At 38.8% G+C, this 26,458-nt stretch carries 28 protein-coding genes; 9 read left to right on the top strand and 19 right to left on the bottom strand.

The genetic code is table 11. The features are described from left to right. Positions 1–39 precede the first annotated feature (39 nt). On the bottom strand, positions 40–273 hold the full coding sequence (locus ABMQ40_RS00140) for a DUF6341 family protein (protein WP_370895292.1): 234 nt from the start codon (positions 271–273) through the stop codon (positions 40–42). Positions 274–314: 41 nt separating this feature from the next. On the opposite strand from ABMQ40_RS00140, the gene ABMQ40_RS00135 reads away from it, so the two are divergent. Beyond that, positions 315–1,220, top strand: a complete 906-nt coding sequence (locus ABMQ40_RS00135; RefSeq protein ID WP_370895290.1) for a DUF6427 family protein — start codon at positions 315–317, stop codon at positions 1,218–1,220. Positions 1,221–1,224: 4 nt separating this feature from the next. Further along, entirely contained in the window at positions 1,225–1,809 is a 585-nt protein-coding gene (locus tag ABMQ40_RS00130; RefSeq protein ID WP_370895288.1) for a DUF3109 family protein, read from the top strand. A 34-nt stretch (positions 1,810–1,843) separates the two neighbouring features. On the opposite strand, the gene ABMQ40_RS00125 is transcribed toward ABMQ40_RS00130, so the two are convergent. The 4 genes from ABMQ40_RS00125 to ABMQ40_RS00110 form a co-directional block, all read right to left on the bottom strand. Next, the gene (locus ABMQ40_RS00125) at positions 1,844–2,590 is read right to left on the bottom strand and encodes a peptidase associated/transthyretin-like domain-containing protein (RefSeq protein WP_370895286.1); all 747 of its coding nucleotides are present in this window, start codon (positions 2,588–2,590) and stop codon (positions 1,844–1,846) included. Between the two features lie 97 nt (positions 2,591–2,687). Next, positions 2,688–3,248 carry a DUF6705 family protein gene (locus ABMQ40_RS00120; protein WP_370895284.1) on the bottom strand — a complete coding sequence of 187 codons (561 nt, stop codon included), beginning with the start codon at positions 3,246–3,248 and terminating at the stop codon, positions 2,688–2,690. Between the two features lie 39 nt (positions 3,249–3,287). Then, entirely contained in the window at positions 3,288–3,851 is a 564-nt protein-coding gene (locus ABMQ40_RS00115; protein ID WP_370895282.1) for a DUF6705 family protein, read from the bottom strand. Between the two features lie 17 nt (positions 3,852–3,868). After that, positions 3,869–4,951 (bottom strand): hypothetical protein, encoded by a 1,083-nt coding sequence (locus ABMQ40_RS00110; protein WP_370895280.1) that lies wholly within the window; start codon positions 4,949–4,951, stop codon positions 3,869–3,871. A 371-nt stretch (positions 4,952–5,322) separates the two neighbouring features. On the opposite strand from ABMQ40_RS00110, the gene ABMQ40_RS00105 reads away from it, so the two are divergent. Next, positions 5,323–5,640: a helix-turn-helix domain-containing protein gene (locus ABMQ40_RS00105; protein WP_370895278.1), complete on the top strand. Its 318-nt coding sequence runs from the start codon at positions 5,323–5,325 to the stop codon at positions 5,638–5,640. A 94-nt stretch (positions 5,641–5,734) separates the two neighbouring features. Here the strand turns inward: ABMQ40_RS00105 and ABMQ40_RS00100 are convergent, their stop codons facing one another. The 5 genes from ABMQ40_RS00100 to ABMQ40_RS00080 all read right to left on the bottom strand — a co-directional run bounded on the left by ABMQ40_RS00100 (position 5,735) and on the right by ABMQ40_RS00080 (position 11,570). Beyond that, positions 5,735–6,421: a hypothetical protein gene (locus tag ABMQ40_RS00100; RefSeq protein ID WP_370895276.1), complete on the bottom strand. Its 687-nt coding sequence runs from the start codon at positions 6,419–6,421 to the stop codon at positions 5,735–5,737. A 101-nt stretch (positions 6,422–6,522) separates the two neighbouring features. Then, entirely contained in the window at positions 6,523–7,857 is a 1,335-nt protein-coding gene (locus tag ABMQ40_RS00095; RefSeq protein ID WP_370895274.1) for a trigger factor, read from the bottom strand. A gap of 218 nt (positions 7,858–8,075) precedes the next feature. Then, positions 8,076–8,639, bottom strand: coding sequence for a hypothetical protein (locus ABMQ40_RS00090; protein WP_370895272.1), 564 nt, complete (start codon positions 8,637–8,639; stop codon positions 8,076–8,078). A gap of 31 nt (positions 8,640–8,670) precedes the next feature. After that, positions 8,671–11,055 carry a TonB-dependent receptor domain-containing protein gene (locus ABMQ40_RS00085; RefSeq protein ID WP_370895270.1) on the bottom strand — a complete coding sequence of 795 codons (2,385 nt, stop codon included), beginning with the start codon at positions 11,053–11,055 and terminating at the stop codon, positions 8,671–8,673. 161 nt (positions 11,056–11,216) lie between these two features. Beyond that, entirely contained in the window at positions 11,217–11,570 is a 354-nt protein-coding gene (locus tag ABMQ40_RS00080) for a hypothetical protein (RefSeq protein WP_370895268.1), read from the bottom strand. Positions 11,571–11,811: 241 nt separating this feature from the next. On the opposite strand from ABMQ40_RS00080, the gene ABMQ40_RS00075 reads away from it, so the two are divergent. From ABMQ40_RS00075 to ABMQ40_RS00065, 3 genes are all read left to right on the top strand, one after another. Continuing rightward, positions 11,812–12,117 (top strand): hypothetical protein, encoded by a 306-nt coding sequence (locus tag ABMQ40_RS00075; RefSeq protein ID WP_370895266.1) that lies wholly within the window; start codon positions 11,812–11,814, stop codon positions 12,115–12,117. Between the two features lie 66 nt (positions 12,118–12,183). Continuing rightward, the gene (locus ABMQ40_RS00070; RefSeq protein WP_370895264.1) at positions 12,184–12,948 is read left to right on the top strand and encodes a GLPGLI family protein; all 765 of its coding nucleotides are present in this window, start codon (positions 12,184–12,186) and stop codon (positions 12,946–12,948) included. Then, complete coding sequence (locus ABMQ40_RS00065) at positions 12,939–13,760, top strand: GLPGLI family protein (protein ID WP_370895262.1); 822 nt, start codon at positions 12,939–12,941, stop codon at positions 13,758–13,760. Before ABMQ40_RS00070 ends, ABMQ40_RS00065 begins: the two co-directional genes overlap by 10 nt. A 27-nt stretch (positions 13,761–13,787) precedes the next feature. Here the strand turns inward: ABMQ40_RS00065 and ABMQ40_RS00060 are convergent, their stop codons facing one another. Together ABMQ40_RS00060 and ABMQ40_RS00055 are read right to left on the bottom strand one after the other, a co-directional pair. Beyond that, positions 13,788–15,728: an ABC-F family ATP-binding cassette domain-containing protein gene (locus tag ABMQ40_RS00060; protein ID WP_370895260.1), complete on the bottom strand. Its 1,941-nt coding sequence runs from the start codon at positions 15,726–15,728 to the stop codon at positions 13,788–13,790. Between the two features lie 139 nt (positions 15,729–15,867). Beyond that, complete coding sequence (locus ABMQ40_RS00055; RefSeq protein WP_370895258.1) at positions 15,868–16,485, bottom strand: DUF5715 family protein; 618 nt, start codon at positions 16,483–16,485, stop codon at positions 15,868–15,870. 212 nt (positions 16,486–16,697) lie between these two features. On the opposite strand from ABMQ40_RS00055, the gene aqpZ reads away from it, so the two are divergent. Next, entirely contained in the window at positions 16,698–17,414 is a 717-nt protein-coding gene (gene aqpZ / locus ABMQ40_RS00050) for an aquaporin Z (protein ID WP_370895256.1), read from the top strand. 40 nt (positions 17,415–17,454) lie between these two features. Here the strand turns inward: aqpZ and ABMQ40_RS00045 are convergent, their stop codons facing one another. From ABMQ40_RS00045 to aceB, 7 genes are all read right to left on the bottom strand, one after another. Beyond that, positions 17,455–17,997 carry a hypothetical protein gene (locus tag ABMQ40_RS00045; RefSeq protein ID WP_370895254.1) on the bottom strand — a complete coding sequence of 181 codons (543 nt, stop codon included), beginning with the start codon at positions 17,995–17,997 and terminating at the stop codon, positions 17,455–17,457. Between the two features lie 50 nt (positions 17,998–18,047). Continuing rightward, a complete protein-coding gene (locus ABMQ40_RS00040; protein WP_370895252.1) occupies positions 18,048–19,025 on the bottom strand; it encodes a long-chain-fatty-acid--protein ligase in 978 nt (325 codons plus the stop codon). Between the two features lie 154 nt (positions 19,026–19,179). After that, on the bottom strand, positions 19,180–19,989 hold the full coding sequence (locus tag ABMQ40_RS00035) for a UDP-2,3-diacylglucosamine diphosphatase (RefSeq protein ID WP_370895250.1): 810 nt from the start codon (positions 19,987–19,989) through the stop codon (positions 19,180–19,182). Positions 19,990–20,010: 21 nt separating this feature from the next. Next, positions 20,011–20,457, bottom strand: coding sequence for a 6-pyruvoyl trahydropterin synthase family protein (locus tag ABMQ40_RS00030; protein WP_370895248.1), 447 nt, complete (start codon positions 20,455–20,457; stop codon positions 20,011–20,013). A 56-nt stretch (positions 20,458–20,513) separates the two neighbouring features. After that, the gene (locus tag ABMQ40_RS00025) at positions 20,514–20,897 is read right to left on the bottom strand and encodes an acyl-CoA thioesterase (RefSeq protein WP_370895246.1); all 384 of its coding nucleotides are present in this window, start codon (positions 20,895–20,897) and stop codon (positions 20,514–20,516) included. 90 nt (positions 20,898–20,987) lie between these two features. After that, positions 20,988–22,268, bottom strand: coding sequence for an isocitrate lyase (gene aceA / locus ABMQ40_RS00020; protein WP_370895244.1), 1,281 nt, complete (start codon positions 22,266–22,268; stop codon positions 20,988–20,990). A gap of 128 nt (positions 22,269–22,396) precedes the next feature. After that, positions 22,397–23,971: a malate synthase A gene (gene aceB, locus ABMQ40_RS00015; RefSeq protein WP_370895242.1), complete on the bottom strand. Its 1,575-nt coding sequence runs from the start codon at positions 23,969–23,971 to the stop codon at positions 22,397–22,399. Positions 23,972–24,097: 126 nt separating this feature from the next. Between aceB and ABMQ40_RS00010 the strand changes: the two genes are divergently transcribed. Beyond that, positions 24,098–25,576: a helix-turn-helix domain-containing protein gene (locus ABMQ40_RS00010; protein WP_370895240.1), complete on the top strand. Its 1,479-nt coding sequence runs from the start codon at positions 24,098–24,100 to the stop codon at positions 25,574–25,576. Between the two features lie 147 nt (positions 25,577–25,723). After that, positions 25,724–26,377, top strand: coding sequence for a ComF family protein (locus ABMQ40_RS00005; RefSeq protein WP_370895238.1), 654 nt, complete (start codon positions 25,724–25,726; stop codon positions 26,375–26,377). Positions 26,378–26,458 lie beyond the last annotated feature (81 nt).

Raw genomic sequence — 26,458 nt, 5'->3', positions numbered from 1 at the left:
CATAAGCCTTGATCGGTTTTTTACTATATAACCAATTAATTAACCTTCTTTTTTGTAGATATTAGGATCGTAGTAAGGGTGTTTTCCCTCGGTTGGAGAATAGTAGTCTTTATCTTTATTGTTTCCCAATGTTGCCACCAGAACATAGCACCAATAAGTAAACAATACACAACAAACGATAAACAATATCCAGTTTAGAACATTTCCAAAGGTATCAAAGAACTGAAAAGACCATTTGAAAACTTTACTTAAGAATAACCAGAAAGACGTCATTATTTCCTTTTTTAAATTAACTTTGCACAAATTTATAAAAAATGTTTAAATTACTTTCAAAAGAAAGCAATATTTTTTCAATTCCTGTTTATATTGGTTTTCTTCTTTTAGTAGTAGTAATATTTAACATACTGAATTTCAATACCTATGAAGCGATAATTGCCGGAATTACCTTTCTGGGGATTGCTTTGGCCTATTTTTGTTTCAACACTATTGCCCTTAATTACCATACTCATTTGCCTCTGTTTCTGTATACTTTTTTCATTTTCGGGCTTTATCCCGGCAGCCTGGATATAGGAATTGCGGTCGCCCTGCTTACCAATTCTTTTCTTTTGTTACTTCTGACGAGTACGGATGAGGATCTCAGAAAAAAATCCTATGTGCTGGTAGGTGCCATCATTGCATTGAACTTTATTTTTCTTCCTACCACCTGGCCAATGGCTTTTTTCGTCATTATTCACCTGATTGCCACATCGGAGCGGATAGGCTTAAACCTTTTCAGGTTTTTGCTGGGCATCATATTAATAGCTTTCAGCTATTTCTCCGTCATGTTTTTTCTTCGCTTTACTTCCTGGAACCTTGATTATTTCCCGTTTGGAAAAATGAAGCCGGTAACGGATTATACTGGTCTGTTTCCATTGATCCCGATTGCCTTAATGCTTGTCTATGCCGTTTATGATCATTTCAGAAACTATAATAAAAAAAGCCCGATAAGCCGGTATAAATATACTTTTCTGCTGGTATTTTCCCTCGCCCAGCTTGTCACTATTATTCTCTATATGAATAAAACCTATGAATATTTATTGCTCCTTGCCTTTCCCTCGAGCATTATTCTAAGCAGGATGATGAGATTCCTGCCCAAATACTGGATGCGCGAAGCAAGTGTATGGCTTATTCTTATCAGTTTGGTTACCTTTAAGGTAAGTACATTTTTTCAATTATTTTAAGATTATGATTCAGATTGACGATAAATTAATTTCCGAGGATATCTTTTCCGAAGAATTTGTCTGCAACCTTACGAAATGTAAGGGTGCATGTTGTGTAGAAGGTGATGTGGGAGCCCCGTTGGATAAGAACGAGCTCGAAATTTTAGATGATATTTTTGACAAAATAAAGCCTTATCTGACCCAGGAAGGTATAAAAGCATTGGAAGAGCAGGGAACATGGACCACTGATCCGCATGATGGCATGTATGTAACCCCCATGGTGGAAAACAGGGAATGCGCCTATGTAACCTTTGATGAAAAGGGGATCACCAAGTGCGGTATAGAAAAAGCATACGAAGACGGGGCTATAGACTGGCAAAAGCCTATCTCCTGCCACCTCTACCCCATCCGTATCACCGAATACTCTTCTTTTACCGCCTTAAATTATCATGAATGGAATGTGTGCAGCGACGCCTGCGCATTGGGTAAAGAACTCCAGGTTCCCGTTTATAAGTTCCTGAAAACTCCTTTGATCAGAAAATACGGCGAAGAGTTTTATACCATTCTGTGTGAGGCTGCCGAAGAATGGAAGAAAGAATATGGCTCCTGATGCTGAAAAGAATCCTTCAACTTATGAAGGATTTTTAATTTGAAAATAGTAAGTATAAGTTGCCAACAGTTTTTTTTCCAGAAATCACCTCCGCCTCTCTGCCCTCAAAGAAAAAGTATTGATTGCCGGGGTTTTCTTTCCTCAGTTTTTCAAATTTTCTTCGGCGTATATTTTTTCCATTAAAATAGTAATAATCCGATAGAGAAGGTATTGTAACGACCACTGCACCTATCTCGATATATTTTTCGGAAGACAGGTCATAAATCTTATTTTCCGTTAAATCCTTTCCAGACAGGAGGAATGTCTGATTACCGGATTTCATTGCTGATTTTCCGGTATCTGAAGCCTCAAAGCTGATATAAAGAATATTCTCATTATTTATTAAATCAGAAGGAATCATCATGGTAAAAGCTCCATTTTCGTCTGTAATGGCTTTTAAAAGCTTTTTAAGGTGAACGAAATATACCCTCGCAGCAGAGACCGGCTTCTTATCGGAGCTGTTCAGTACAACTCCTGAAAACCGTATGCTGTCATCTTTTTCGAATACTGATATTTCCGATCCCTGATGTACAACAGATTGCGCTTTCGCAGATTCTAAGTTGGTTACCAGCATAATCCCCGCAGCCATAAAAGGGATTCTGTATCTCCATATCCTGCCACAGACGCTGCCTGCCTCATGCCTCTTCAAAATGCTTTCTATTTCATCTCCGGTTTTCTCCGTAAAATCAATCACATCTCTGGAGCAGATTCCGCAGAACTTCCCTACGGGAATATCTTCCATATCCTCCCATTTTTCAGCGCAAGGGTTACTGACTTTATAGCTTTTTTTAATCAATTGTTAGATATTATTGTTAATGAAAGGAGTCTTAAGATTATTTTTACTGTTTGGTTAAATGAATAAGCTTCTTAGCCGGTAAGGTCGTTTGAAAATTACTGCAATCCTGTGTGGCAATATCATGATCAGGAAAGAAAAATATGCTCATATTGTCCGGAGTATCCGGTTTTATTCTTAGATAAGCATATCCGTAATCAATGCACCCTAATTTTCCTCCTGAAAAATACATCATATATGCCTTTAGATCTTTTTGAAAGTTATCTCCCCAAAATCGGGTAGATTCATCTGGCTTACTAAAATTGTCAAATTCTATAACCCCATTAGAGTCTGTTATTTTTAACCTTCCAATTAATCTGTCCGCTTTTAAATACTCCCCGAAGTTTTCTTTTTTTACAAAATTAAATTCATAGCTTTTCCCATTTAGAGTTCCTTGCCAGGTTCCAACATATTTATTTAATAAATTGTTTACATCTTTTACATAGCTTGCAGCCGGACACGTTGAAGGTTGGCTCCTGCATTGCGCCATAGCCTCAAGAGAAACAGTTTGTGCCATATAACAGCTTGTAAAAATTACAAAACAAGAAATATTTAATAAATTTTTCATTTAAACTTAAGAAGCAAAAGCTATTCTCACAATTTTAAACTATTGTCTTATCAAATTAATAAGTGTTTTTGTAGGCAAAGTTGTAACAAAATTGCTACAATCCTGCGTAGCAATATCATTATCAGGAAAAAACAATATGCTCATGGCATTGGGAATTGCCGGCTTTATTCTTAGGTAGACGTAGCCGTAATCTATACATCCTAACTTATCCCCAGAAAAATACATCATGTATGCCTTCAAATCTTTTTGAAAATTAAATCCTGCAAATTTAGTTTGTAATTCTATATCAGATTTGCTAAAGTTGTCAAATTCAGTAATACCATTTGAATTAGTTATTTTTAGTCTTCCAATCAACATATCCCACTTCTGAGTATCTCCTACATTTTCTTTTTTTATTAAATTAAATTCATAATTTTTACCATTCAGAGTTCCTTTCCAGGTTCCAACATATTTATTTAAGGAATTATTGATATCTTTTACATAAGAAGCCGCAGGGCAATTTTGAGATTGGATATTGCATTGAGCCATTGTTTCCAAAGAAACAGTTTGCGCCGTGCAGTTTATAAAAATAACAAAGCCAATAATATTTAAAATATTTCTCATAATATTCATTTTATTAATTAACCAGGACATCCTGTTGTAGATTTACTTATTTTATCATCATTTAATTTTATTTCATAATTAGTGCCATTAGAATCCATTCTATATAAATTTATAGCTTTTACATTCATTTTCTCACTAAGGAAGTTTAAAAAACTTAATTCTAAATCAGAAGATTTAGCCATAATTATTCTATATTGATCACTGAAATCTTTAATTTGTTGACTTGTAAATGACTTAATCTGATATTGATTTCCCGTAAATCGGATTTGATAATTCCCTTTACTTGTCACCATAACAGCATAGACATCTATAAGTGGTCTGCCAGTATTTTGAGCATTTTTAAGCATGTCCATAAAATATGCTATATCAGCCGGAGAAAACATTTTTATACCCATTCTTGTTATCTCAGTTCCATTTGTATCGGTATATGTGTAGTCGTTTACATGGGTATGCATATAAGATATAATATTTTGATTTTCCGGCAAATCAGGTCTTGGAAGAGACAAAGTATTTGAGTTATCTGTTTGTCCTGCTGTATCCATATAAGTATAACTTCCATCGGTACGCTGAATATATCCTGTTTCAGTTTTTAAACCTGTTTTACCTTCTAAATTTTGAATATTACTTTTAAAGGTTGTATTTGTTGTTAAGCTTTTAACTTTCGCACAATTATCAACAAATTGTTCAATTTCTGGCGTGTAAGGATAGCCACCTCCACTGCCTCCACCTCCTGTAGAGGAACCACAATCGCCATCCTCATAGATGCTTTGACATGGTAATTGGGGTCCCGAAGGTATACAATATGTTTCTGAGGTAGATGTTATGTATTCCACCTGGCCTGTAGTCTCATTCGTCCATGTCCAGGTAGTTGTTACAGTAATACAGTTTCCTTTAGCATTAGCACCTAAAGGGCTATTTAATGTTGCTTTGCTAAGTTTTTTTCTATCATTAAAAACCAAAGCGCTAAAAAACTGTTTAGAGGTTTTCTCATCTTTTCTTTTAAAAAATACTTTGTTGCCATCTTTATATGCGACAAGAATAAAGTTTACTTTATTATTCTTCATAACAGGAGCTTCCAAAAAGGTTTCTTCTGTGCCCATCGTTATGGCATAATCCCAATAAATATCCCCAAATTTTCCTGAAAAATATATCGGATTTGAATACTCCTCAAAAATCTTCTTAACATTTTGGATATACCGTTTATCTTCTTTCTACGGACTTTTTGAAGTATATTCTTTTGAAACCGGATCGACTGATGAGTAGAGTTCATCATGAACACATGAATGAAAGAAAAGAGAAAGCGTTATTAACAGCAATAACTGAAAAATTAAGTTTTTCTTCATAAGCATTTGTATTTTATTAGTTAAATTTACTAAAAATTATCACATGAATGTGATTATTCCCAAAGCTAATTTTTATTCCTATTGGTTATTAGCAAAATATTGCTATTTTTGAGCAAAATAATGCTAAAATGAGTATCGGAAGTAAAGTAAGAAAATACAGAGAAGCAAAAGGCTTGTCACAGGAAGATTTAGCTTTCCGTTTAGACGTCGCCCAGACTACCATTTCCAGTATAGAATCTGATAAAAGTATTCCTAATTCTATTCTTCTGAACAAAATTGCCCAAGAACTTGATGTAAATATTAACGATCTTTTAGACGAAGGAAAAACAAATATTAATTCTGTTGAAAAGAATGAAGAAGTAATAAATATCGATACCAGAATTAGTACTTTCAATATGCTTTCTGAAAACTTATTGAACAATATGAAGAACGCATTAAAGAATTGAAAGAAAAAGTAGAAGAGTTAAAAAACGAAATAAAAATATTAAAAAAATAAACCGCAGAAGAATCTGCGGTTTTGATTTTTATCTAAGAATGGATTTATTTGAAATCAGCTTCTGTAACCCCAGAATTAATGGTTACTTTAGTGGTTTTAATGGTCACTTTCTGCCCGTTTCCTTCCGCCTCGATTACTTCTGGAAACTTTATCCCGTCTACCGTCATATAGCTTTTCATAATGGCTGTACCTTCTCCTGAAGAAGATTTATACAATAATCCCGTGGAGGCATCAAAATAGAATTTTCCTTTATCTGAGGTAAGAACATTATAATCCTTACCGTCGATCTTCTCTACCGTTACTGTTTTAAAGCTGGCCGGATCATATCCTAAAGCATCAATTACCTTTCCTTTTTTCAGTTCGGCAACTTTATCGGCAGGAATATCAATCTTTTGTCCCATCTGGTCAAAATAACCTTTTTCACCATCGAAAAGCTGAATCATCTTCTGCCCCATCACGCTTTGTTCAGACTTAAACTTATTCCCCATTTTTTTTGTGGTCATGGAAACATCCATACCTTGTACGGAAAGGGTATTTTCCATAATAACGGATTTGATGGCTTCTAATTTATCTTTTCCTCCTAAAGCTTTAAGGTAGTTATCGATAACCTCTTTAGGAGTCAGCTTGGATACTGTAGCCTCTGTTTTGGCAGAAGCAGTGGCTGTCTGTTGTGCCGATACGGAAGTTGTGAAAAGTACAGCACAGAAAAAAGGAATGATGATTTTTTTCATATATCTAATTTAAGAATGTAAATATAGGAATATTGATGAATATAGACCGTTTTAGTTTTATTTTTTTCAATAAAAAACCACCAGTAATTGGTGGTTCCTTATTATTTTTTAAGCTCTTCTAAAAACTCATCGTGAGAAATTTTAGTTTCTTTTTTGCTTGCTTTCTCAAGGATTACATCTTTCAGTTTGGTCATAGCCACTTCAGAAGAAATTTGTCTCACCTGCTCCTGATCTTTAAGCATTTCAACAGCATAGCTCTGGATCTCTTCATCACCTAAATGGTGGATTCCGTAAATCGCCAACTGATTTCTTACCAACTGCTCAGCTTGCGCCAGAACATCAGCATAATCAATTTTCACATCATTATCATTCATCAGCTTTCCTTCGATGATCTGATATTTCAACTGATTTTTTTCCGCTTCAAGAATTTCTCTTGCCTGCTCTTCAGACTGGATATTCTGGTTTGAGAATAGCAACCATTTTATCAGGAAGGATTCCGGAAGCTTCACTTCTTCTTTCTCAGTAACCTGCTCCAATACTTTATTCACAAAGTGAACGTCAGCATTTTGCTGGAAATATTCATCCAATTCTGATTTTACCTTTTCTTTAAGCTCTTCCTCAGATTTGATGTTTCCTTCTCCATATACTTTATCGAATAATTCCTGGTTAAGCTCAGCCAGTTTCAGGCTATAAAAATCTTTTACCTTCACTTCCACTTCATCATGGTGCAGATGCTCTACTTCTTCTTTGCTGAACCCTAATTCCTTAGCCAGTTCTTCATCACTGGCCAGTGTTTCTTTAGAAACCCTCACAGAACCATCCATTTTCAAAGATTTCACCAATTTGAACGCTTCCTTGTTTTCAGCTGTAATTACAGTATTTTTTGGATGGTGGTGGTGCTCTCCTTCAGCATCTTCTTCCACAACCTGGGAGATTTCCAAAGCAATGTAAGAATCTTTGGTGATTTTATCCTGAGGAACCTGCTCGGCAAAACGCTTTTGCATGTTCTCAATACTCTTGTTGATTTCTTTTTCAGAAGCTTCTACTTTATAGTGAGGAGCTTCATATTTAGATAGATCTATAGTGAATTCAGGCTCATAACCTACTTCAAAAGCCACTTCCAGCTGATCTGCATTGTAATCGAATTCATTTACAGGCTGAGGAACCGGCTGCCCTACTAATCTCAGCTTATTCTCATTAACATAGTTGTTTAAGGCATCAGAAACCTGTCTGTTAATTTCTTCGAATGCAATTCCTGCTTCATATTGTCTTCTAACCATACTTAAAGGCACTTTCCCTTTTCTGAAACCAGGAACTTGCGCATTTTTAGCATAATTAATCAATTGCTTTTCTACTCTTTCTTTGTAGTCAGATTTTTCCAATGTTACTGTAAGCAATGCACTTACGTCATCATGGTTTTGTGCGGTAACCTTCATTATTGATTAAAATTTTAGGTTGCAAAAATATGAATTTTTTATGAAAATAACTCGTTTAAAATAAAATCTTAAGCATCAAATATTTATAAATAAAAGAGGCTGTCTCAAAAGGTAAATTAACGCTCTGAGAATCTCTTAAATGACAAAAGTTGTCAGACAGGAGTCCGAGAGAGGGGGTACTTTTGAGACAGCCTCTTCCTTTTTCCACATTCAAGCTGTTAGTGAACATCTATTAAGGCATCAACATCACTTTCTCCACCTACTGCTGCTCCCAGCTGGTTATCCGCAGAAGGCGAATTGTCGTTTACGGAAGTCGGTCCGTGGATAAGCTTAATATTTACTTTTCCTGTAGCTGTAGTGCTTGTAACCGTCCATTCAGTTTTTAGTCCTAACTTCTTACCGTCAGTCCTGACGATATCGTCCGCCGCTCTTTTTACTTTAATGTCTGCATTGGCAAATTCATACGTAATAAAGTGTTCGTCTTTTTCCTCTATAACCTCGTCATTGGCACTGTGGTAATGATCATCATGCCTTACCTGAAAATCAAGCGATACATCATATACATCTCCCTGATGCAAATGAATGTGGGAATCTGCCACTCCTCCGATATAATTGATGGTCTGTACATCCGCAGCATCATTTTTATTGGTAAGGGTAACCACCAGTTTCTCAATTTCCTCATGTTCATGGATATCTTCAGGGATATCGTTGTCATCATTTCTACAAGAAAATAATAAGATTGCCGTAAAAAGTACTAAGGTTATATTGAATATTTTTTTCATTTTAAATTTAATTTTAAGTTGTAATTAATAATTAGAAGTTGTATTTAAGAGTAACCACGAAGTTTCTTCCCGGTTCGTACATATAATATCTTAACCTGTTCAGGTATTCCCGATATTCTGTATTAAAAATATTGTTGATTCTGAAGTTGATATTAAAATTCCTGAACAGGTCTGCCCCTATTGCCGCATTAAACAGGGTATACGCTGCGGGAGGAGTGCTGAAATCCACTTCTGCATTAACGATTTCTCCGTCTTTGATGAATGTAACCGGCAAGTTTCTGACCGGATATCGTCTTTGTCGGGATACGTTATCATTTTCTAATGTCAGATAGAAGTTAGAAAGTTTATTAAGCTTCAGCTCTACTGCATTTCTCAATTTTGCAGGCATCATCAGAATCAAAGGCTCATTGCTAGTCAGATCGTCGCCTCTCAAAACCGTAAAGCCTGACCGCCATTTCAGGTTATCCAGGATGCCAAGCTCCATATCAGCGTCTATACCATATATCCTGGCCTTAATCTGCTGATAGGTCCAAACAGGAAAAGTTCCTCTGTTGGTGGAGGCCACACCTGTTGGTATCTGATTGATAAAGCTGTCTGAGAGCATTATATAAGGATTCGCTTCAATATGCAATCCCTTAAGCACATTAAATTGCGCCGCCAGGGAAAGGTTCGCATTGTAAACAACTTCTTTTTTAATCCTCAGATCTCCTTCTTCCATTATCGCTGCAGAATGGTGAAGCCCGTCTGCAAAAAGCTCTGCCGGGTTCGGAGTTCTGTCTGCCCTTGATAAGTTTAATTTAATTTCAAAATTATGTACAGGCTTGTAATCCAAACCAATATTGGCTGAAAAATTATGAAAATCCAGAATAGGACGCGTCAAAATTCTGCTGTCATTCTGCTGAACAAAAAATTCCGGGAATATAGCGGCATATTTTTCATTCCATTCAGAAGCATCATAATATTTATACACATCATATCTGCTGAAATCATATCGTGCAGCGGCTTCCATATTCAGTTTTGAATTAAAACGGTACTTGAATACGGAAAAAACACCGGCATCATATCTGTAATAATCCGGGATCAAGCGTCTTGCTTTTGTATCCGGATTTGGATAATTATCCTGGAAACTACCCGAAATACCGCTCTCCAGACTCCAATTTGACCGCTCCAGCAAATGAACAATACTTGCGGAATGAGTGATCAAACGAAGATCCATGGAAGGAAGATCACTGCGTTCCGCCCTTCTGATATCAAATTCTTTGCGACGGTTTAGCTGGAAACTGTACTGAAATGTAAGTTTCCCGAAGTCCATAAAACGCTTATAAGCGGATACTTTTGCAATATGATGCTCAACCTCCTGTTTAGGATTGCCTATATCATAACTGAACTGATCCAGAAAGTATTCCTGGCCGAAATTCACTGCATTATAAAAATCTTCGGGACTTGACAGATGCGCACCTTTATAGATCCCAAATTCCTGATTGATCCCACTGTACGACACATCAAATCCCTGCAGGAAGCTATGGTTTCCGAAGGAGAAATTAAAGGAATTGAATTCCATACCTGTATTCTGAAGTGTATGATGAGGGATATAGAGGTCACCCACTTTTTTATAGCTGCCTCCAGTTTTTACAAACCATTGGTTTTTCCAGGTTTTGGCAACATCGGCAGCTATTTCGCCTCCTCTTCCGTTGGAAATGCCTGACAGCTTCAGGCTTCCCATAACAGTATCCTTCTTAGGCAAAACAGCAGGCTCCAGAACAACCACACCCCCGACACCTTCGCTACCGTATTTCAATGCAGATGCACCTTTGATCACGTCTACATGTTCAAATTCATTTACATCCACATTCGGGGCGTGTTCTACGCCCCATTCCTGCTCCGCCATTTTCACCCCATTGTTCAGAATGGTGATACGGCTTCCGTATAATCCGTGAATAACGGGCTTGGTGATATTATTCCCCGTTTTTAGCGCTGTAACTCCTGATAAATTCGATAATAGATTCCCCAGGTTTTCAGTGGAATTTCTTTCTATTTCAGATCTGCCCAGGGTTTTAATAATCAGGGAGCCATTGTTCTTATGGCTTCCGTGCAGGGTCACCGTTTCGATATCCTCAATATGATGCTCAAGGGTGATCGTAAGGTGAATATCCTGATCAACTTTTATATTTTCAGTATAATCATTGCAATCAGGATGCCTGGCAGTTAATGTATAAGATCCGGAGGGGATCTTATGGATTGAAAATCTTCCTTTTTCGTCTGTCTTAGCAGTAAAAGTCCCGATTTTCACTTCAGCATTTTCAAGCATGGTCTTATCATGAAAATCCTGAACCGTCCCTTCTACGGAAAAAGTTTTCTGTGCGTTGGTAATTGCCAATCCACAAAAGATCAGCAATAGACTGTATATCAATTTCATTTTTATATAGAATAATTTGTGTACTCAGGGAGTACATTGTAAATATGAATGGCTATCTGATGTAGATCTGTACAAGTAAATGCATCAATACAATTACGGTAAATGGCCAGCTGATCTGGACATTCCTCCGTTGTATTAAAAACATTAAGCCTATCTATAAATTATGAAATTGCAGGCGGACCGCGAAGTTGAAATGTGAATTTAGTCTGAGCCCAGATTTTTTCCTGAACGGCAATAATCTGTCTTACTTCATGGGAATGGCTCTCAAAAGTAAAATTGAACTCTTCAGGGACCAAAGTATGTCCGGTGGCTAAAAAGTGACATGCCAGACAGTCCCCGTCCTTGTCTTTAGCTAAACTTTTTGAAATTGAATTTTCTGCTTTTTTCAGGTTAAAATTCTTAAAACACCCTATAGAATCATGATGGTGAAAGCTCTGGGAAAAAACAACAACAAAAAGATAAACACTTGCGAGAAGTGTCGATATTAAGTTTTTATTTCCCTTAACAAATTCCATGGCACAAATCTACAAAAATATTTTTGTTAAAGTTATATTTTTAATTTTTATACGAAAAGCCAGAAAATATTAAAAGATATACAGGTAATAGAGAACTCTCTAACACTTCATTCAATAAAATTCAAAAAATAGTGAAAAAAAAATTGCTCAATTTATTTCTTTTCATTTTCTTTGTTATGTTCTTAATTTTTGCGCAATAACCATGAGAACAATATTATTAACAATATAATGACAAATTAAAATGAAAAAAATAATTTTAACTTCCGCTATTCTATTATGTGGTACATCTTTCATTTTTGCGAACGACCATAAAAATGAAGAGTATAAAGAAACTAAAAGCCAGAATATACAATATAAGGTTTCCTATGCTTTCGGAACCTGTACCCTATACCTATGGCATACGGATGCCTTGGGTAATGAAACGCACTGGACAGAAACCTATGAAACAAGTACCCAAAGTGAGTGTAACCAATTGCTCCAACACAGATTGGAACAGCTTGACAGTTTGGATCCTTGTGGTAGTGGAGACTGCCCTCCGGGAAATTAATTTATAAAGATTAAACACCTAATGATCAAATTAAGTTTGATCATTAGGTTATTAACAGATGTTATTATGCGAAAGGTCAATTTCTATTTATTCCTTCTCTTCCTTTGGTCCTTTACTTTTTTCAATGGTCAGAACCTGCATATTACTTATACTTATCTCACACCTTTACATGCCAGGGTTCAGGAAGATCTTTACATCAAAGGCAATCATGCCCTGGATATAAGGGATTCAGTTTTCGTTTACGAAAAAGCTCCAAAAAGTAATGTGTCCAGCGAAAATGGAGGAATAGCCATCCGTTCAAAGAACAGGATATATAAAGAAGCTTATTATAAGTCTGCTTCACAACCAAAAATACTGATCAAAAGTAATATTGCCGATAAACCCTACTGGATAGAAGATACTCCTCCTGAAATACAATGGAACACTCATTATGATGAAACAAAAATCATTAGCAACTACACATGCAAAAAAGCTACGGGCAATTTCAGGGGAAGCTCCATAATTGCTTATTATACGACCGATTTACCTTATCCTTACGGGCCCTTTAAATTTGGGGGGCTGCCGGGACTGATCCTTGAAATCAGGGAAGAGAATACTGATATCAATCAATGGGTGACTCTCCGGATTGAAAATGGTTTTGATTCAAAAATTGAAGTACAACGGCCCGCTCATACGGAAAATTTAATATCATATAAGGAATTTGAGGCACTGCGCCAATCGGGTAACCGGAACGATGTTAAAAAACTTACGTCCAACCTTCCCGAGGGAACAATAGTTTCGGAATTCAGGACCGTACGTAAGGGGATTGAAAAAAAATATGAATGGGAATAATCAGCATGACCAGGATAATCCTTTTTTTCGTTTTACTCATATCTGCAAGAAGCCTGTCCCAAAACCTGAGAATAGGCTATGAATATAAATTTGTGGAAGACTCCCTGCATCCGGGCAATATCACCCGGGAATTTGTTTACCTGGATATTACGGAAAACGGTTCCAATTTCTACAGCAGACCAAGGTATCTCAACGATTCCTTATCTTTTTATAAGAAAACCAGGATCAGCGTTTATCCGTCCAAAATAAATTTTTCAGTAAAAAAATATCCTTCCGGGGATATTCTTGTCAACAGTACAATAGGAAACAACAGTTTTACTTTCAGGGAAGGTGAAGAGCTTAAATGGAATATTTCACCGGAAAAAAAACAGATATCCGGGTTCACAGCCCAGAAAGCTACTTTAAGCTTCGGAGGAAGAAACTGGACCGCCTGGTTTTCGGATAAGATTCCGGTACAGGACGGCCCCTATATTTTTCATGGATTGCCCGGATTGGTACTCTCCATTGAAGATGAAAAAAAGCAGCATACCTTCAATATGATCGGGATTGAGAAAAAAAGCATTCCTTTTGAAATAGAAAAAACAGAATCAAAAATTCTTACCCGGAAAGAGTTTAATGCCCAATGGAAGATGTATAAGGTAGATCCTAACGCCAGATTAAAGGCATTATCTGCAAAGACAAAAACAAAATTCGCTATTGAATGGAATGGTGAAATGCTCAATCAGAACGAGATATATAAAAGAGAAGAAGAAAGGGCAAAAAAAGAGATTTTACATAAAAACAATTTTCTGGACTTAAATTTATATAAATAAAGGCTGCTTATACCAAGCAGCCTTTATTTAATCCAACTGGGAACCTAAATATTCCCACTCCTGTAAAGCAAGATCCAGATCCTCTTTGATTGTGTTGTATAATTCTAAGGTCTCATCAGAAGGATTCTCTTTGGCAAAAGAGGCTTCCATCCGTTCAATCCTGGTTTCCAGCTCTGAAATCTTTTCCTCTACCTTCTTTATTTTGTTTTGTATATTTTTCTGTTCTTTGCTTACAAACCCGGTTTGGGGCTGGGTCTTAGGCTCTGGTTGTTCAGCAGGCTGCGCTTTTGGTATTTCCTGAGGTTTTACTTCTTCATGATGGAGCTTGGCCTTTTCAATAGAGATCTCCCTGATGCTTTCCTTCTGCCTGTATTCCAGATATTCATCAATATTTCCAAGAAATTCTTTCATTTTACCATCCCGGAACTCGAATATTTTGTCACAAAGGCCCTGTAAAAATTCCCTGTCGTGCGAGATCACGATCAGGGTTCCTTCAAATTTTTGCAAAGCGAGCTTAATGATCTCCTTAGACTGAATATCCAGGTGGTTGGTAGGCTCGTCCATGATCAGTGTATTGAAAGGACGCAGTAACAGCTTGCATAAGGCCAGACGGTTTCTTTCCCCTCCTGAAAGCACCCTTGTTTTCTTTGTCACCGCTTCTCCCTGAAACAGGAAAGATCCCAGCAGGTCTCTTACCCTTGGTCTGGTCTCTTCCGTCGCAGCATCTTCCGCTTCTTCCAGAACGGTCTTATTGGGAGTCAGAACTTCTTCCTGATTCTGGGCGAAATACCCGATATTCACATTATGTCCTAAATTCCAGGTTCCGGTATAATCCTTAATTTCTCCGGCCAGGATTTTGGCCAAAGTGGTTTTTCCCTGCCCATTCTGCCCTAACAGAGCAATTCTGTCTCCTCTCTGAACAAAAAAGTCTACATTATCAAAAACTTTTTTATTCCCATATGATTTTCCGAGGTTTTCTGCTTCAAAAATTACTTTTCCCGGAACTACAGACTGAACAAAACGGATATTGAATTTTGAAACGTCCTCGGTATCCACCTCAATACGCTCAATCTTTTCCAGTTTTTTTATCAGTGACTGTGCAAAAGAGGCCTTAGTAGCACTGGCACGGAACTTATTGATATTATCCTCCATCTGCTTGATCTCGGCATCCTGATTTTTTTTGGCCTGGATAAGTTTTTCACGGCGTTCTTCACGCATGATCAGGTATTTGGAATAATTGGCTTTATAATCATCAATTTTCTTATTGTTGATATCAAAGGTCCTGTTGCAAACGGCAGTCATAAACTGTTTATCGTGACTTACCAGTACAATGGCGCCCGGATAATCCTTCAGGAAATTTTCAAGCCAGATGATAGATTCCATGTCCAGATGGTTGGTAGGCTCATCGAGAAGCATGATATCATTTTTCTGAAGCAGCAGCTTGGCCAGCTCTATCCTCATTCTCCAGCCTCCGGAAAACTCATCCGTGATCTTATGAAAGTCATCAGCTTTAAAGCCCAGCCCGAATAACACTTTCTCCATATCACCTTCCAGATTATAGGCATCGTGGTTCATCAGAAGATCATTCAGTTCGGTCATCCTGTTGATCAGCTCAGTATAGGAATCACTTTCATAATCGGTTCGGGTCGCCATCTGATGATTGACATCCTCAAGCTCGGCCTTCCAGGCATTGATCTGTTCAAAGGCCTGCATGGTCTCATCCCACACCGTCCTTCCTTTTACAAAATCAAGATCCTGTTTTAAGAATCCAATGGTGATATTACCTTCGGGTACTACACTTCCCTCGAAAAAAGTGATCTCTCCGGAAAGCATTTTCAACAAAGTGGATTTACCCGCTCCGTTTTTACCTACCAAACCGATTTTATCATCTTTTTTTATCGTGAAATTCACATTTTGAAACAGGTAGTTTCCTGAATGATGTAATCCTAAACCTTGAACCGAAAGCATTTTTAATAATGATTAATGATGAATAAATGAATTTTCGCGTGCAAAAATACGGAAAAAGAAATGAAAAGGAAGGATAAATATACAAGGTCTTTCCCCGGAATGGGGTATTAAGCCGGACTTACTGTTTACCATTGAACAGCTAATAATTCCTGACCGTAATATGATAGCAGCTTTGCTGCTTCTCTTTTATATAATAGATTCTGCCTGCCCTGGCGTAATATTTTAAAACTTTCTCCAGAGCCGCGTCCATTTTGGGATTATACTTCAATACATTATTAAATCTTACATAAGAGATATCAAATGAATTTCCGTAATTATGGGAACTGATACCCAGAGATGCATTGGAATTGACCTTCCTCAGCCTGCACTGGTCCTCCAGTGTTCTGGTCATGGATGAAACGGTAAAGGTATGTCCTTTGGTTTCTTTACTGAACCTGGCGCCGATCTTCTCCAGGGTTATTTTTGCCTTGGATACCATGTAGGCCCTGCTGTAATCCAGTTTCTGAATCCTGTATCCTTTTCCTGTCTTCTTTATTTTGCGTAGTTTTCCGTTATTGATATATTTCTGAACCGTTTTGGTATCTCTCAGCAGTTTGATTCCGAAGCTTTTAGAGGCGTCCAGATGGGGCTTATAAAGCAGAGTCGGCTCCACTTTTAAAACCGTTGCAAGATCATAGCATGGTAATGTTTTTTTTGTGGCCTGAGCATAGGCAATGGATATATAAGAAATAAAAATCAAGCACAAAAACTTTTTCATGAAAGAGTTTTTAAGTTTTTAAACGAAAAATAAACATTTATGTTATACAATTCAATTATTAATTAAAAATACCTGGTGACATTTCCCAAAACAGCAATTCCAATTGTAAAGAATATCCAATTTTCCAGCCAACAAAACCCATATCTTTTAAATTTAACTTTTTATTTCGGAATTTAAAGTTTAAATTTGGTTTACCTATAAAATAAACAATTATGACAAAAAAGCTATTTGCTGAATTTTTCGGCACGTTCTGGCTCGTTTTCGGAGGCTGCGGTAGTGCAGTTTTCGCGGCTGGTGTTCCCGACATCGGAATCGGACTTGTGGGCGTCTCTCTGGCCTTCGGTCTTACTGTACTTACTATGGCGTATGCTGTGGGCCATATTTCCGGTGGACACTTCAATCCCGCAGTTTCATTCGGTCTTCTGGCCGGCGGAAGGTTTCCTGCCAAGGACCTTATCCCTTATATTGTTGCTCAGTGTCTGGGGGCTATTGTTGCTGCAGGCTGCCTGTATGTAATCCTTAACGGAGCCGGCGCAACCAACTTCTCACACCCGGGCGATTTTGCCACCAACTTCTACAATGAAGCGGTCTATAATGGCAAAGCATTCAGTATGGGGGCCGCATTCCTGGCAGAATTCCTGCTAACCGCATTTTTCCTTATTGTAATTATGGGGGCCACAGATAAATGGGCCAATGGGAAATTTGCAGGAATAGCGATTGGCTTAGCCTTAACTTTAATTCATTTGATCTCCATTCCTATCACCAATACATCTGTAAACCCTGCAAGATCACTTTCACAAGCGGTTTTTGTGGGTGGGGAAACCCTGTCACAGCTCTGGCTGTTCTGGGTAGCTCCGATCCTGGGTGGTGTAGTAGGAGGATTAATTTATAAATTCCTGCTTCAAAGAAATTCTGAAGTCGTTGATTAATATAAAGTAAAATAAAAAATCCTGTCGGTGACAGGATTTTTTATTTTTTTCTGATCTCAAAAGGATTCTTAAAAATAAGCTCCTCATGCTTTCCTTTGATCTCCATTTTTCTCTGCAGCAGATTCAGAGCCATTTTCCTGATAAAAAGATCTTTGTCATTAAGCTTCCAATAGGAGTCCTCATGTACCCTCTTCGGCTGCCGGATAAGGTAGAACTCGGTCTCCCAGCTGTCTACGTTATGATAAAATTCAATGATGCCACAATGTTGAGGAATCACGGAATGCTCTATCATTCCCATTGGGAGCAGAAAGCTGAATGCGTTGCAGACATAATCCCCACAGGAGATCTTATCATGCTTTAAAAATCTTTCCCCGGTACTGGCATTGGTATAAGATTTCCTGAAATCATTTTTAAAATCACTTTTCGACAGCTTAATTTCAATCTCATGGCTGAAGCCTTCAGAATCAATGATGAGCAGATCAGCTTCCCAGTCTGCCTGAAAATGATTGGTCAGAACAATTTCTTTTTCGAAATCGCACTGGGAATGGATAAAGGCGTGAACAAGTTCTTCAATCTTCAGCATGAATACTAATTGTTTTTGTTATTATAGCTCTCTTCTGCAACTCATACTTTTTAACTTACCAGCAAACTGCATCCACGGATATCCGAATGATCTATCCTGCCCAAAACCTGGAATTTATCGCCGTTTATTTTTCCCAGATCCTGGGTAGCAATGAATGAGCAGGAATGAATATTGGCCAGGTCTATGATATTAATAGCCCCGGTCCTTCCATCCTTTTCATAAGTAAACGGATCTTCGGCATTCCTGATCATAATCTTCATCCAACCCGGGCATTCATATTCATTCCTTCCCAGGGAATAAGCCTGGGAAAGAAGCTCGGTCATGGAATACTCCGAATAGATACGATCTGTTTTAAATCCTTTCTGCAAAAGCTCCAACAGCTCATCTTTCGTCATCTCCTCCTTTCTGCCTTTCATCCCGCCGGTCTCAATCACTATCAGATTCTCAGAAGACCGGAGCGCTTCCCGTGAATGGCAGTAATCCAGAAAATCCAAAAGAGCGAAGGAAACCCCGAAAAGGATCACCTTTTGATCTTTCAGATCTCTCAGAAGATCAAACAATTCCGAATGATTGTAAAGAAAGTACCCGTTCTCCGGCCTGGCAGACTTTCCCATCAGGTAATCCACCATATAGATCAGGGAAGAGTTCTGTCTTTCCAGATAGCTTGGGAGCAGCCCGAGGAAAATAAAATCTTCCGGCTTTCCGATGAACCGTTCAAAACTTTTATAGATGCTTTCGCGGTAAATATCCTCATTGGCGATAAAATGTTTTGATAAATTCATTTGCGTGGTCCCTGAACTCTGGAAATATAACCCGGCAGAAACATTCTTGTCGAGAATCATGTGGTTTTTGAACATTTCTATGGGTAAAAAAGGGATCTGTGACAATTCTTTCACCTCATCAGGATTCATTTTCAGGTAGTCTACAAATCTGCTGTATATCTCAACATTTTCATACTGGTAGCGAAATGTCTGCAATGCGGCAGACAAAAAGTCCTCTTCTGTTCTTATGCTGAATATATTTTCCAATGTACAGATATTTTTGATGCTATGTTCTCATTATGAATATATTAATAAGGAATAGCAGTTTTTTAATATTTTTTTAATCCCAAAATTTAACTTTGGTAAACTTATTGCAAGTATCAATCCGGAATATGGATTAAAAACAAGAGTGAGCTCTGGTTCATTCGGAAATTACCTCTTCAAGGGGTAATTTTTTTTGATCTTTTTCGAAAGCCCTTAGTTCAAAATCCTTTTCAAAGACCCCATAGGTATAATAGGAGATCCAGTCCCCGAGATTGATATATTTTGAGTTTTGTCCCAGATCCAGCACCATGGGAAGATGGCGATGGCCATAGATAAAATAATCAATTTTCTGTGTCTTCAGCTTTTCCTTGGAATAGATGATCAGGAATTCCTTATCCTCACCCAGGAATTCTTTATCTTCGTCTCCGGAGATCAGTTTGTTTTTCTGGGAAAGATATAAGGCAATTTTCATGGCAATATCCGGGTGAAGCCATTTAAAAGCCCATTGTGCAATAGGATTGGTAAACAGCTTCTTCATGCGCTTATACCCTTTGTCTCCGGGGCCAAGCCCGTCTCCGTGTGCCAGTAAAAATTCTTTTCCTGCAATTTCAAAATATTGCTTTTGATAAAAAACCGTGCATCCTATCTCTTCTTCAAGGTAATCTTTCATCCAAAGATCATGGTTGCCCACAAAAAAATATACATGTATTCCCCTGTCCTTTAATTCCGCTATCTTCCCCAACACGCGTACATATCCTTTAGGAATCACATATTTCCATTCGTGCCAGAAGTCAAACAGATCACCCATTAAAAACAAGACCTGGGCATTATGCTTTATTTCATCCATCCAGCGGATGAATTTTTCTTCACGCACTTTGCTTTCCCTGGGATTAGGTGCCCCAAAATGCTGATCTGAAGCAAAATATGCTTTTTTACCAGGTTCTAAATTAATGATTGTCTTAAGCACTTCTCTATTTTTTGTATGGAATTATGGGTTGTCTTCTGCCAACCATTCCCCATAGGAATTTTCAGTTTCATGGAGTTTAAGATAAGCCAGGGATACTCCGGCCGGAAGCTTTGATTTTATTTTCGCCGCAATGGCATACAGCATGTTTTCGCAGGTCGGCTGAAAGGTGCAGTAAATGACCTTGTGCCCTTTTTGCTCCAGGTCTTCTCCAAGCTCTTTATGGGGCGAAAGTGCATTGATAAGAACCGCATGGTCCCATACATCCACAATTTCAGATTTTACAATGCTTTTAATATCTCCAAAATCCACCACCATCCCATTTTTAGGGTTATCGAGATCATTAACAGGCTTTCCCTTCACCGTTACAAACAGTTTATAGGAATGGCCATGCATATTTTTACATTTTCCATCATAATTATACAGCACATGTGCTGTTTCAAATGTAAAAATTTTTGTAATACGTATCATGGTGCAAAGATATGACAAAACAGATTAATAAAGAAAAGCAGGGTTTGGCAAAATGCTTAAAGTTTCTTTAGCCAATCACTCTCCAGCCTCTTGACTTTCTGTGTTTCCTTATCAACCAGGACCCAAAGTGTGCGTGAGTCTACAACCAGCTGATCATTACAGTAAAACTCAACTTTCCGGGGCTGCCGGACACCTTCAGGATCCACCGGATAGGTTTTTATTCTGACAGTCTCCCCAAGGTATACCTGCTTTTTGTATTGAATATGATGATCAAGAAGCATCCATACATCACCGGGATAATCCGTTTTATGCTTTACAAAATCCCAATGTTCGCCAGCGATTTCTTCTACCCAACGCACATACTGCACATTATTGACATGCTTATTCTGATCTATGTGCTCTTCAGTCACATGAATTTGTTTTTCATAAATTAAGCTCATTCCGGAAAGTTTATTCAAAAATAATATAAAAAGCAACCTTCCCGACCCGGGAAGGTTTAAAAAATCAAAAGTTTATTTAAATATGGAATTTCAACGGAATTGGGCTGTTTCTGTGGAATCTTTCATTGCTACCGTTGCCGCGGACCCATTAGTAACAATATTCTGGATTTCATCAAAATACCCGGTTCCCACAAAAGACTGATGCTTTACCGCCCGGAATCCCTGTTTCTGAAGCGCAAATTCACGCTCCTGAAGCTCAGAATAGCCTGCCATGCCTTTTTCTTTATAGGCCAGGGCCAGCTCAAACATTGCTGTATTCAACGCATGGAATCCTGCCAGGGTGATAAACTGGAATTTATATCCCATTTTGGCCAGCTCTTCACGAAAGGTCGTCATTTCCTCAATACTTAGCTTCGCTGCCCAGTTAAAGGACGGGGAACAGTTATAGGCCAGCATCTTTTCCGGAAATTCAGAATGGATACCCTCAGCAAATCTCCGGGCCTGCTCCAGATCCGGATTTGAGGTTTCCATCCAGATAAGGTCCGCATACGGTGCATAGGACAGACCTCTGTCAATGCCCTGTTCCACACCGTTTTTCACCACATAAAAACCTTCTGAGGTTCTTTGCCCGGTTATGAACCTTTTATCCCTTTCATCAATATCCGAGGTTAACAGATCTGCCGCATCGGCATCGGTTCTGGCAATAATGACAGTAGGAACTCCGGCCACATCAGCTGCCAGACGGGCTGCAATAAGTTTGTTTACCGCTTCCTGGGTGGGTACCAGCACTTTTCCGCCTAAATGCCCGCATTTTTTTGCTGAAGACAGCTGATCTTCAAAATGTACTGCAGCAGCACCGGCTTCTATCATTTGTTTCATGAGCTCAAAAGCATTGAGGTTTCCTCCGAAACCGGCCTCTGCGTCGGCAATGATCGGTACCAGATATTCTTTATCATGGTTCCCGTTTACAGACTGGATCTGGTCAGCCCTCAGCAAAGCATTGTTGATCTTCTTTACTACGGCAGGTACCGAGTTTGCCGGGTAGAGGGACTGGTCGGGATACATTTCACCGGACAGATTGGCATCCGCAGCAACCTGCCATCCTGAAAGGTATATAGCTTCCAGTCCCGCATCGACTTCCTGTACGGCCTGATTTCCTGTTAATGCTCCAAGGCCTGCCACATACTGCTGTGTCGTCAGCTTTTCCCAAAATTTTTCAGACATTTTGGTAGCGATAGTATATTCCAGTTTATAGGAGCCCCGAAGCTTCAGCACATCTTCTGCGGTATAAGGCCTTTTTATTCCGTTCCATCGGGGATTTGTAAGCCAGTCCTGTTCTATTTCTCTGATTTGTTCTTGCTGTGTTTTCATAATAATATTTGGTTTGGATGTATTAAGATGGTTGACCATAATAGCTCCGGAATACTGCGATTAAAGTTCCCGGGGTATGATCTTAGCTGCTATTTGTTAAAGGATTTGATTTAGTAATCCGGGTTTGATCAGATAAAAGGATAAGCTTTCAAGGTTAGAAATTCTTCAAAGCTTCCGGAAAAAATCAGTTCATTGAAAAGTTCTTTTGCAAGGTTGAACTTTCCGTTTCTGAACCGTTCTTCGTCAACATATTTCTCTATGTTTTCCATTTCTTCCAGCTCCCACTGAAGAACCATTTCGCGGGTCAGGATTCTGCCGTCGCTTAAAAGAGCTTCATTCTTCAGCCATTGCCATATCTGGGTCCTGGAAATTTCTGCCGTAGCTGCATCTTCCATCAGGTTATAAATGGCTGCTGCACCAATGCCCATCAGCCAGCTTTCAAGGTAAAGGATTCCTATATTGATGTTCTTCCGTACCCCTTTTTCAGTAATATCTCCTTCAGGGACCTTCAGTAATGCTTCTTCCCCGATATGATATTCAAATTTTTTGTCGATCTGATTGGCATCAGGCATGTATTGATCAAAAATCTCTCTGGCTACTGCCACCAACGCCGGATGTGCCACCCAGGTTCCATCATGCCCGTTTTTAACCTCCCGCTCCTTATCTTTCCTTATCTTGTCAAAAGCCACCCTGTTAACCTCATCATCATTCTTTACGGGGATCTGGGCTGCCATTCCGCCTATTGCATGCACATTTCTTCTGTGGCAGACTTCTATCACCCTTTTTGAATATGCATCCATGAAAGGAGAAGCCATGGTTACCTGATCCCTGTCCGGGATCATCAATTCCGGAAGGTTCCTGAATTTTTTAATAAAAGAAAAAATATAGTCCCAACGTCCGCAGTTCAGACCCGAACTGTGCGCTCTCAATTCATATAAGATCTCATCGATCTGAAATGAGGCCGTAATGGTTTCCACTAAAACGGTGGCCTTTACTGTTCCCCTCGGAATCTGAAAGTAATCCTGCGCAAAGATAAATACATCATTCCACCACCGGGCTTCCTTATAATGCTCCAACTTCGGAAGATAGAAATACGGAGCGCTGCCATTTTCCAACAGCTTTTTCCCGTTTCTGAAAAAATAGATGCCAAAATCAGTCAAAGAGCCGGAAGCTTCTTCACCATTGATCTCAATATGTTTTTCAGGTAAATGTAAGCCTCTGGGGCGGACCAGTAAAACAGATGTTTTTTCATGAAGGCGATAGGTTTTTCCCTGTTCACTGGTAAAATCAATGGTTCTGTTGATCGCGTCTGATAAATTGATCTGTCCCTGCATACAATTCTTCCACGTCGGTGAATTGCTGTCTTCAAAATCTGCCATAAAGGTGGAAGCCCCGGAATTCAGCGCATTGATGATCATTTTCCGGTCAACAGGTCCCGTGATCTCTACCCTTCTGTCAAGCAGGTCCCCGGGAAGCGGGGAACAGACCCAATCCGTATTCCTTATGCTTTCCGTCTCTGACAAAAATCCCGGAAGAATACCGTTATCAAATTCCGATTGCCTTTTTTGCCTTTCTTTAAGAAGCATCAGCCTTTCGTCATTAAATCTCTGATGAAGCTCAACCAGAAAATCCGCCAGCTCCGGAACAAAGATGTCTTTAAAGTCTTCTGCTGGCTTTATTTTTAGCCGGGTTTTGGTTTCCATAATCTATTGATTTTGTGGTTTGGTATTACAAACTTAAATAAAAATTTTCACAAACAGCGAACGTTCGCTAAAATATTTCAAAAATTATTATGCCAAAAATTACATCCAATTATTTATATTTGAGCAATGAATTTCGAGAGTGACTTTATTAAAACGGTTTTCGGGCTTAAGCTCAAGCAACAGAGACAAAAGAAAAACTGGTCTCTGCAGGACCTTGCCTTAAAAACCGGATTATCAAAATCTTACCTCAATGAAATAGAAAACGGAAAGAAGTATCCGAAGCATGACAAGATCATCCAGCTGTCTGATATATTGGGATGTACTTTTGATGATCTTGTGTCGACAAAGCTGGACAGGAGTCTGGCGCCTTTCAATGAGATTCTCCAATCTGACTTTTTCAAGGAAATTCCTCTCGGACTTTTCGGGATCAATAAAAATAACCTCATCAGCATCATCAGTGATGCTCCTAAAAAGGTTACGGCATTCATCAATGCCCTGATTGAAATCTCTCAGAACTACAATCTGGGTAAAGAGCGTTTTTATTTCGCTGTTTTACGGTCTTTTCAGGAGCTGTATGATAATTATTTTCCTGAGATTGAAGATAAGGTCATTCGGTTTGCACACGAAAACAGCCTTGAGATCAACAGGGATCTGAAAACTGAAGTTCTGGAAAATATTCTGGCAGAGAAATTCGGATACAGCATCAGATCAGAGGATTTTGAGCAATACGGGACATTGGATAATCTCCGTTCCCTGTTCATTCCCGAGAAAAAACTGCTTTTGCTTAATCATAAACTTGAAAAAAATCAGAGGACATTCATCCTGGCTAAAGAAATCGGCTTTAATGTTCTCGATTTGAAAAACCGCCCCCATACTTATTCATGGCTGGATTTCGGAAGCTTTGAAGAGATCCTGAACAACTTCTATGCTTCTTATTTTGCCGGGGCCCTGCTGATCTCAAAGGAACAGCTTATTGAAAGGATTTCAGATTTTTTCCTGCTGAGTAACTGGGAACCGGTGAGCTTTGAAAGCCTCATCGGAGATTTCACCCATTCTCCCGAAACGTTTTATTACCGGCTGACCAATGTACTTTCTTCAGAGCTTGGTATTAAGGATCTGTTTTATTTATGCCTGGTCAAGAAAAAGAATTCAGACCGGATACAGATTTTAAAGGAGCTGCATCTTAATCATCAGCAGGCACCTCACGCCAATGCCACAAATGAGCATTACTGCAGAAGGTGGATCGCCGTGAAAAATCTTCAATATCTGAAGGAGAACGAGACATTGACCGATGCGCAGATTTCTCATTATAAAGACCAGGGGATCAGCTATCTCGTTATTTCCACATCACAGAAAAACCCCTTTTCCGACGGGAGCAACAGAAGCTATTGCTTAGGGATCCTGCTGAATCCCCAGACGATCAGAAGGATCAACTTCATTAAGTCTCCATCTTTAAAGACCATCAATGTAGGAGTAACCTGTGAATCCTGCAGCATTGCAGATTGTGAGGTAAGGCAGGCTCCTCCTGTACGCCTGGAAAAGGAACGCTTCAATGCAAGTATGAAAAATTCTATTGAGAAGATCAGAAAGGAGCTTGAAAAATAGCATCGGGGGCCAGAGTGAAGAATCGGAAACCAGGAAAAGCCGGGTATGGAGAAATCATTTTCCCGACGCCACACCAAAATAAACGATTGATCGTCAAAATTTCTGTCGCTGTTAAAGTATTTCATTATCTTTAGTAAAAACACATTCATGATATTAGATCTCCTTTTTCCCAACCGGTGCATTCACTGCAACAGAATTATTGATCCTGACCTGCTGGTATGCGGCTTGTGCTTCAGCCAAATTCATTTTACCCATTACCGGTATGGAGAGAACAATCCGGTCAGAGAAAAATGCAGCCTATTATTCCCCGTTGAAAATGCCTATGCTTTAATGCTGTTTGAGCAGAAAGGATTAAGCCGGAAAATCATCCATGAGCTGAAATACAGAAACAGGGAGAAAACCGGAAAAGTTCTTGCCGAATGGACCCAAAAGCATCTTGATTTTAAAGAAAAAAGACCTGACCTTATGGTAAGCGTTCCGCTTCATCCAAGAAAACTGAAGGAAAGGGGGTATAATCAGCTTCATTTGTTTACAGAAACGCTCTCGGAATTTTATCAGATCCCTTTCAGTCATGAATTGCTCAAACGGAATCATTATTCAAAAGCCCAGGCCCTGAAAGACAAAAAGCACAGACAGGAAGGAACCAGCACGTTTTCCGTTACCCGGCCTGTTACCGGAAAGCATATTTTACTGATTGATGATGTTTTTACAACGGGAAGTACTGTTTCATCCATCGCATGGGAAATTTTAAAAACCGGTGATAACAAGGTGAGCGTACTGGTAATGGCTATGGATGAATAAGTCAGATCTTAAGAACTTTTGTTAATTAACCTGAGTTCGGGTTAAGCGAAGTTTAAAAATAATTGACCATCATTTACTTTT

Origin of the sequence: Chryseobacterium gossypii (genome assembly GCF_041361455.1) — a bacterium.
GTDB classification, from domain to species: domain Bacteria; phylum Bacteroidota; class Bacteroidia; order Flavobacteriales; family Weeksellaceae; genus Chryseobacterium; species Chryseobacterium gossypii.
This window is presented reverse-complemented; position numbering and strand designations above follow the sequence as displayed.

Coding starts and splice junctions, on each gene's coding strand:
- ABMQ40_RS00045 (WP_370895254.1), bottom strand. CDS start 17,997: ATGCTGAAGATTGAAGAACTTGTTCACGCCTTTATCCATTCCCAGTGC.
- ABMQ40_RS00030 (WP_370895248.1), bottom strand. CDS start 20,457: ATGATACGTATTACAAAAATTTTTACATTTGAAACAGCACATGTGCTG.
- ABMQ40_RS00075 (WP_370895266.1), top strand. CDS start 11,812: ATGAAAAAAATAATTTTAACTTCCGCTATTCTATTATGTGGTACATCT.
- aqpZ (WP_370895256.1), top strand. CDS start 16,698: ATGACAAAAAAGCTATTTGCTGAATTTTTCGGCACGTTCTGGCTCGTT.
- ABMQ40_RS00010 (WP_370895240.1), top strand. CDS start 24,098: ATGAATTTCGAGAGTGACTTTATTAAAACGGTTTTCGGGCTTAAGCTC.
- ABMQ40_RS00070 (WP_370895264.1), top strand. CDS start 12,184: ATGCGAAAGGTCAATTTCTATTTATTCCTTCTCTTCCTTTGGTCCTTT.
- ABMQ40_RS00135 (WP_370895290.1), top strand. CDS start 315: ATGTTTAAATTACTTTCAAAAGAAAGCAATATTTTTTCAATTCCTGTT.
- ABMQ40_RS00105 (WP_370895278.1), top strand. CDS start 5,323: ATGAGTATCGGAAGTAAAGTAAGAAAATACAGAGAAGCAAAAGGCTTG.
- ABMQ40_RS00130 (WP_370895288.1), top strand. CDS start 1,225: ATGATTCAGATTGACGATAAATTAATTTCCGAGGATATCTTTTCCGAA.
- ABMQ40_RS00060 (WP_370895260.1), bottom strand. CDS start 15,728: ATGCTTTCGGTTCAAGGTTTAGGATTACATCATTCAGGAAACTACCTG.
- ABMQ40_RS00055 (WP_370895258.1), bottom strand. CDS start 16,485: ATGAAAAAGTTTTTGTGCTTGATTTTTATTTCTTATATATCCATTGCC.
- aceB (WP_370895242.1), bottom strand. CDS start 23,971: ATGGAAACCAAAACCCGGCTAAAAATAAAGCCAGCAGAAGACTTTAAA.
- ABMQ40_RS00115 (WP_370895282.1), bottom strand. CDS start 3,851: ATGAGAAATATTTTAAATATTATTGGCTTTGTTATTTTTATAAACTGC.
- ABMQ40_RS00025 (WP_370895246.1), bottom strand. CDS start 20,897: ATGAGCTTAATTTATGAAAAACAAATTCATGTGACTGAAGAGCACATA.
- ABMQ40_RS00095 (WP_370895274.1), bottom strand. CDS start 7,857: ATGAAGGTTACCGCACAAAACCATGATGACGTAAGTGCATTGCTTACA.
- ABMQ40_RS00140 (WP_370895292.1), bottom strand. CDS start 273: ATGACGTCTTTCTGGTTATTCTTAAGTAAAGTTTTCAAATGGTCTTTT.
- ABMQ40_RS00125 (WP_370895286.1), bottom strand. CDS start 2,590: ATGGAAGATATTCCCGTAGGGAAGTTCTGCGGAATCTGCTCCAGAGAT.
- ABMQ40_RS00110 (WP_370895280.1), bottom strand. CDS start 4,951: ATGGGCACAGAAGAAACCTTTTTGGAAGCTCCTGTTATGAAGAATAAT.
- ABMQ40_RS00080 (WP_370895268.1), bottom strand. CDS start 11,570: ATGGAATTTGTTAAGGGAAATAAAAACTTAATATCGACACTTCTCGCA.
- ABMQ40_RS00100 (WP_370895276.1), bottom strand. CDS start 6,421: ATGAAAAAAATCATCATTCCTTTTTTCTGTGCTGTACTTTTCACAACT.
- ABMQ40_RS00085 (WP_370895270.1), bottom strand. CDS start 11,055: ATGAAATTGATATACAGTCTATTGCTGATCTTTTGTGGATTGGCAATT.
- ABMQ40_RS00005 (WP_370895238.1), top strand. CDS start 25,724: ATGATATTAGATCTCCTTTTTCCCAACCGGTGCATTCACTGCAACAGA.
- ABMQ40_RS00120 (WP_370895284.1), bottom strand. CDS start 3,248: ATGAAAAATTTATTAAATATTTCTTGTTTTGTAATTTTTACAAGCTGT.
- ABMQ40_RS00065 (WP_370895262.1), top strand. CDS start 12,939: ATGGGAATAATCAGCATGACCAGGATAATCCTTTTTTTCGTTTTACTC.
- ABMQ40_RS00090 (WP_370895272.1), bottom strand. CDS start 8,639: ATGAAAAAAATATTCAATATAACCTTAGTACTTTTTACGGCAATCTTA.
- aceA (WP_370895244.1), bottom strand. CDS start 22,268: ATGAAAACACAGCAAGAACAAATCAGAGAAATAGAACAGGACTGGCTT.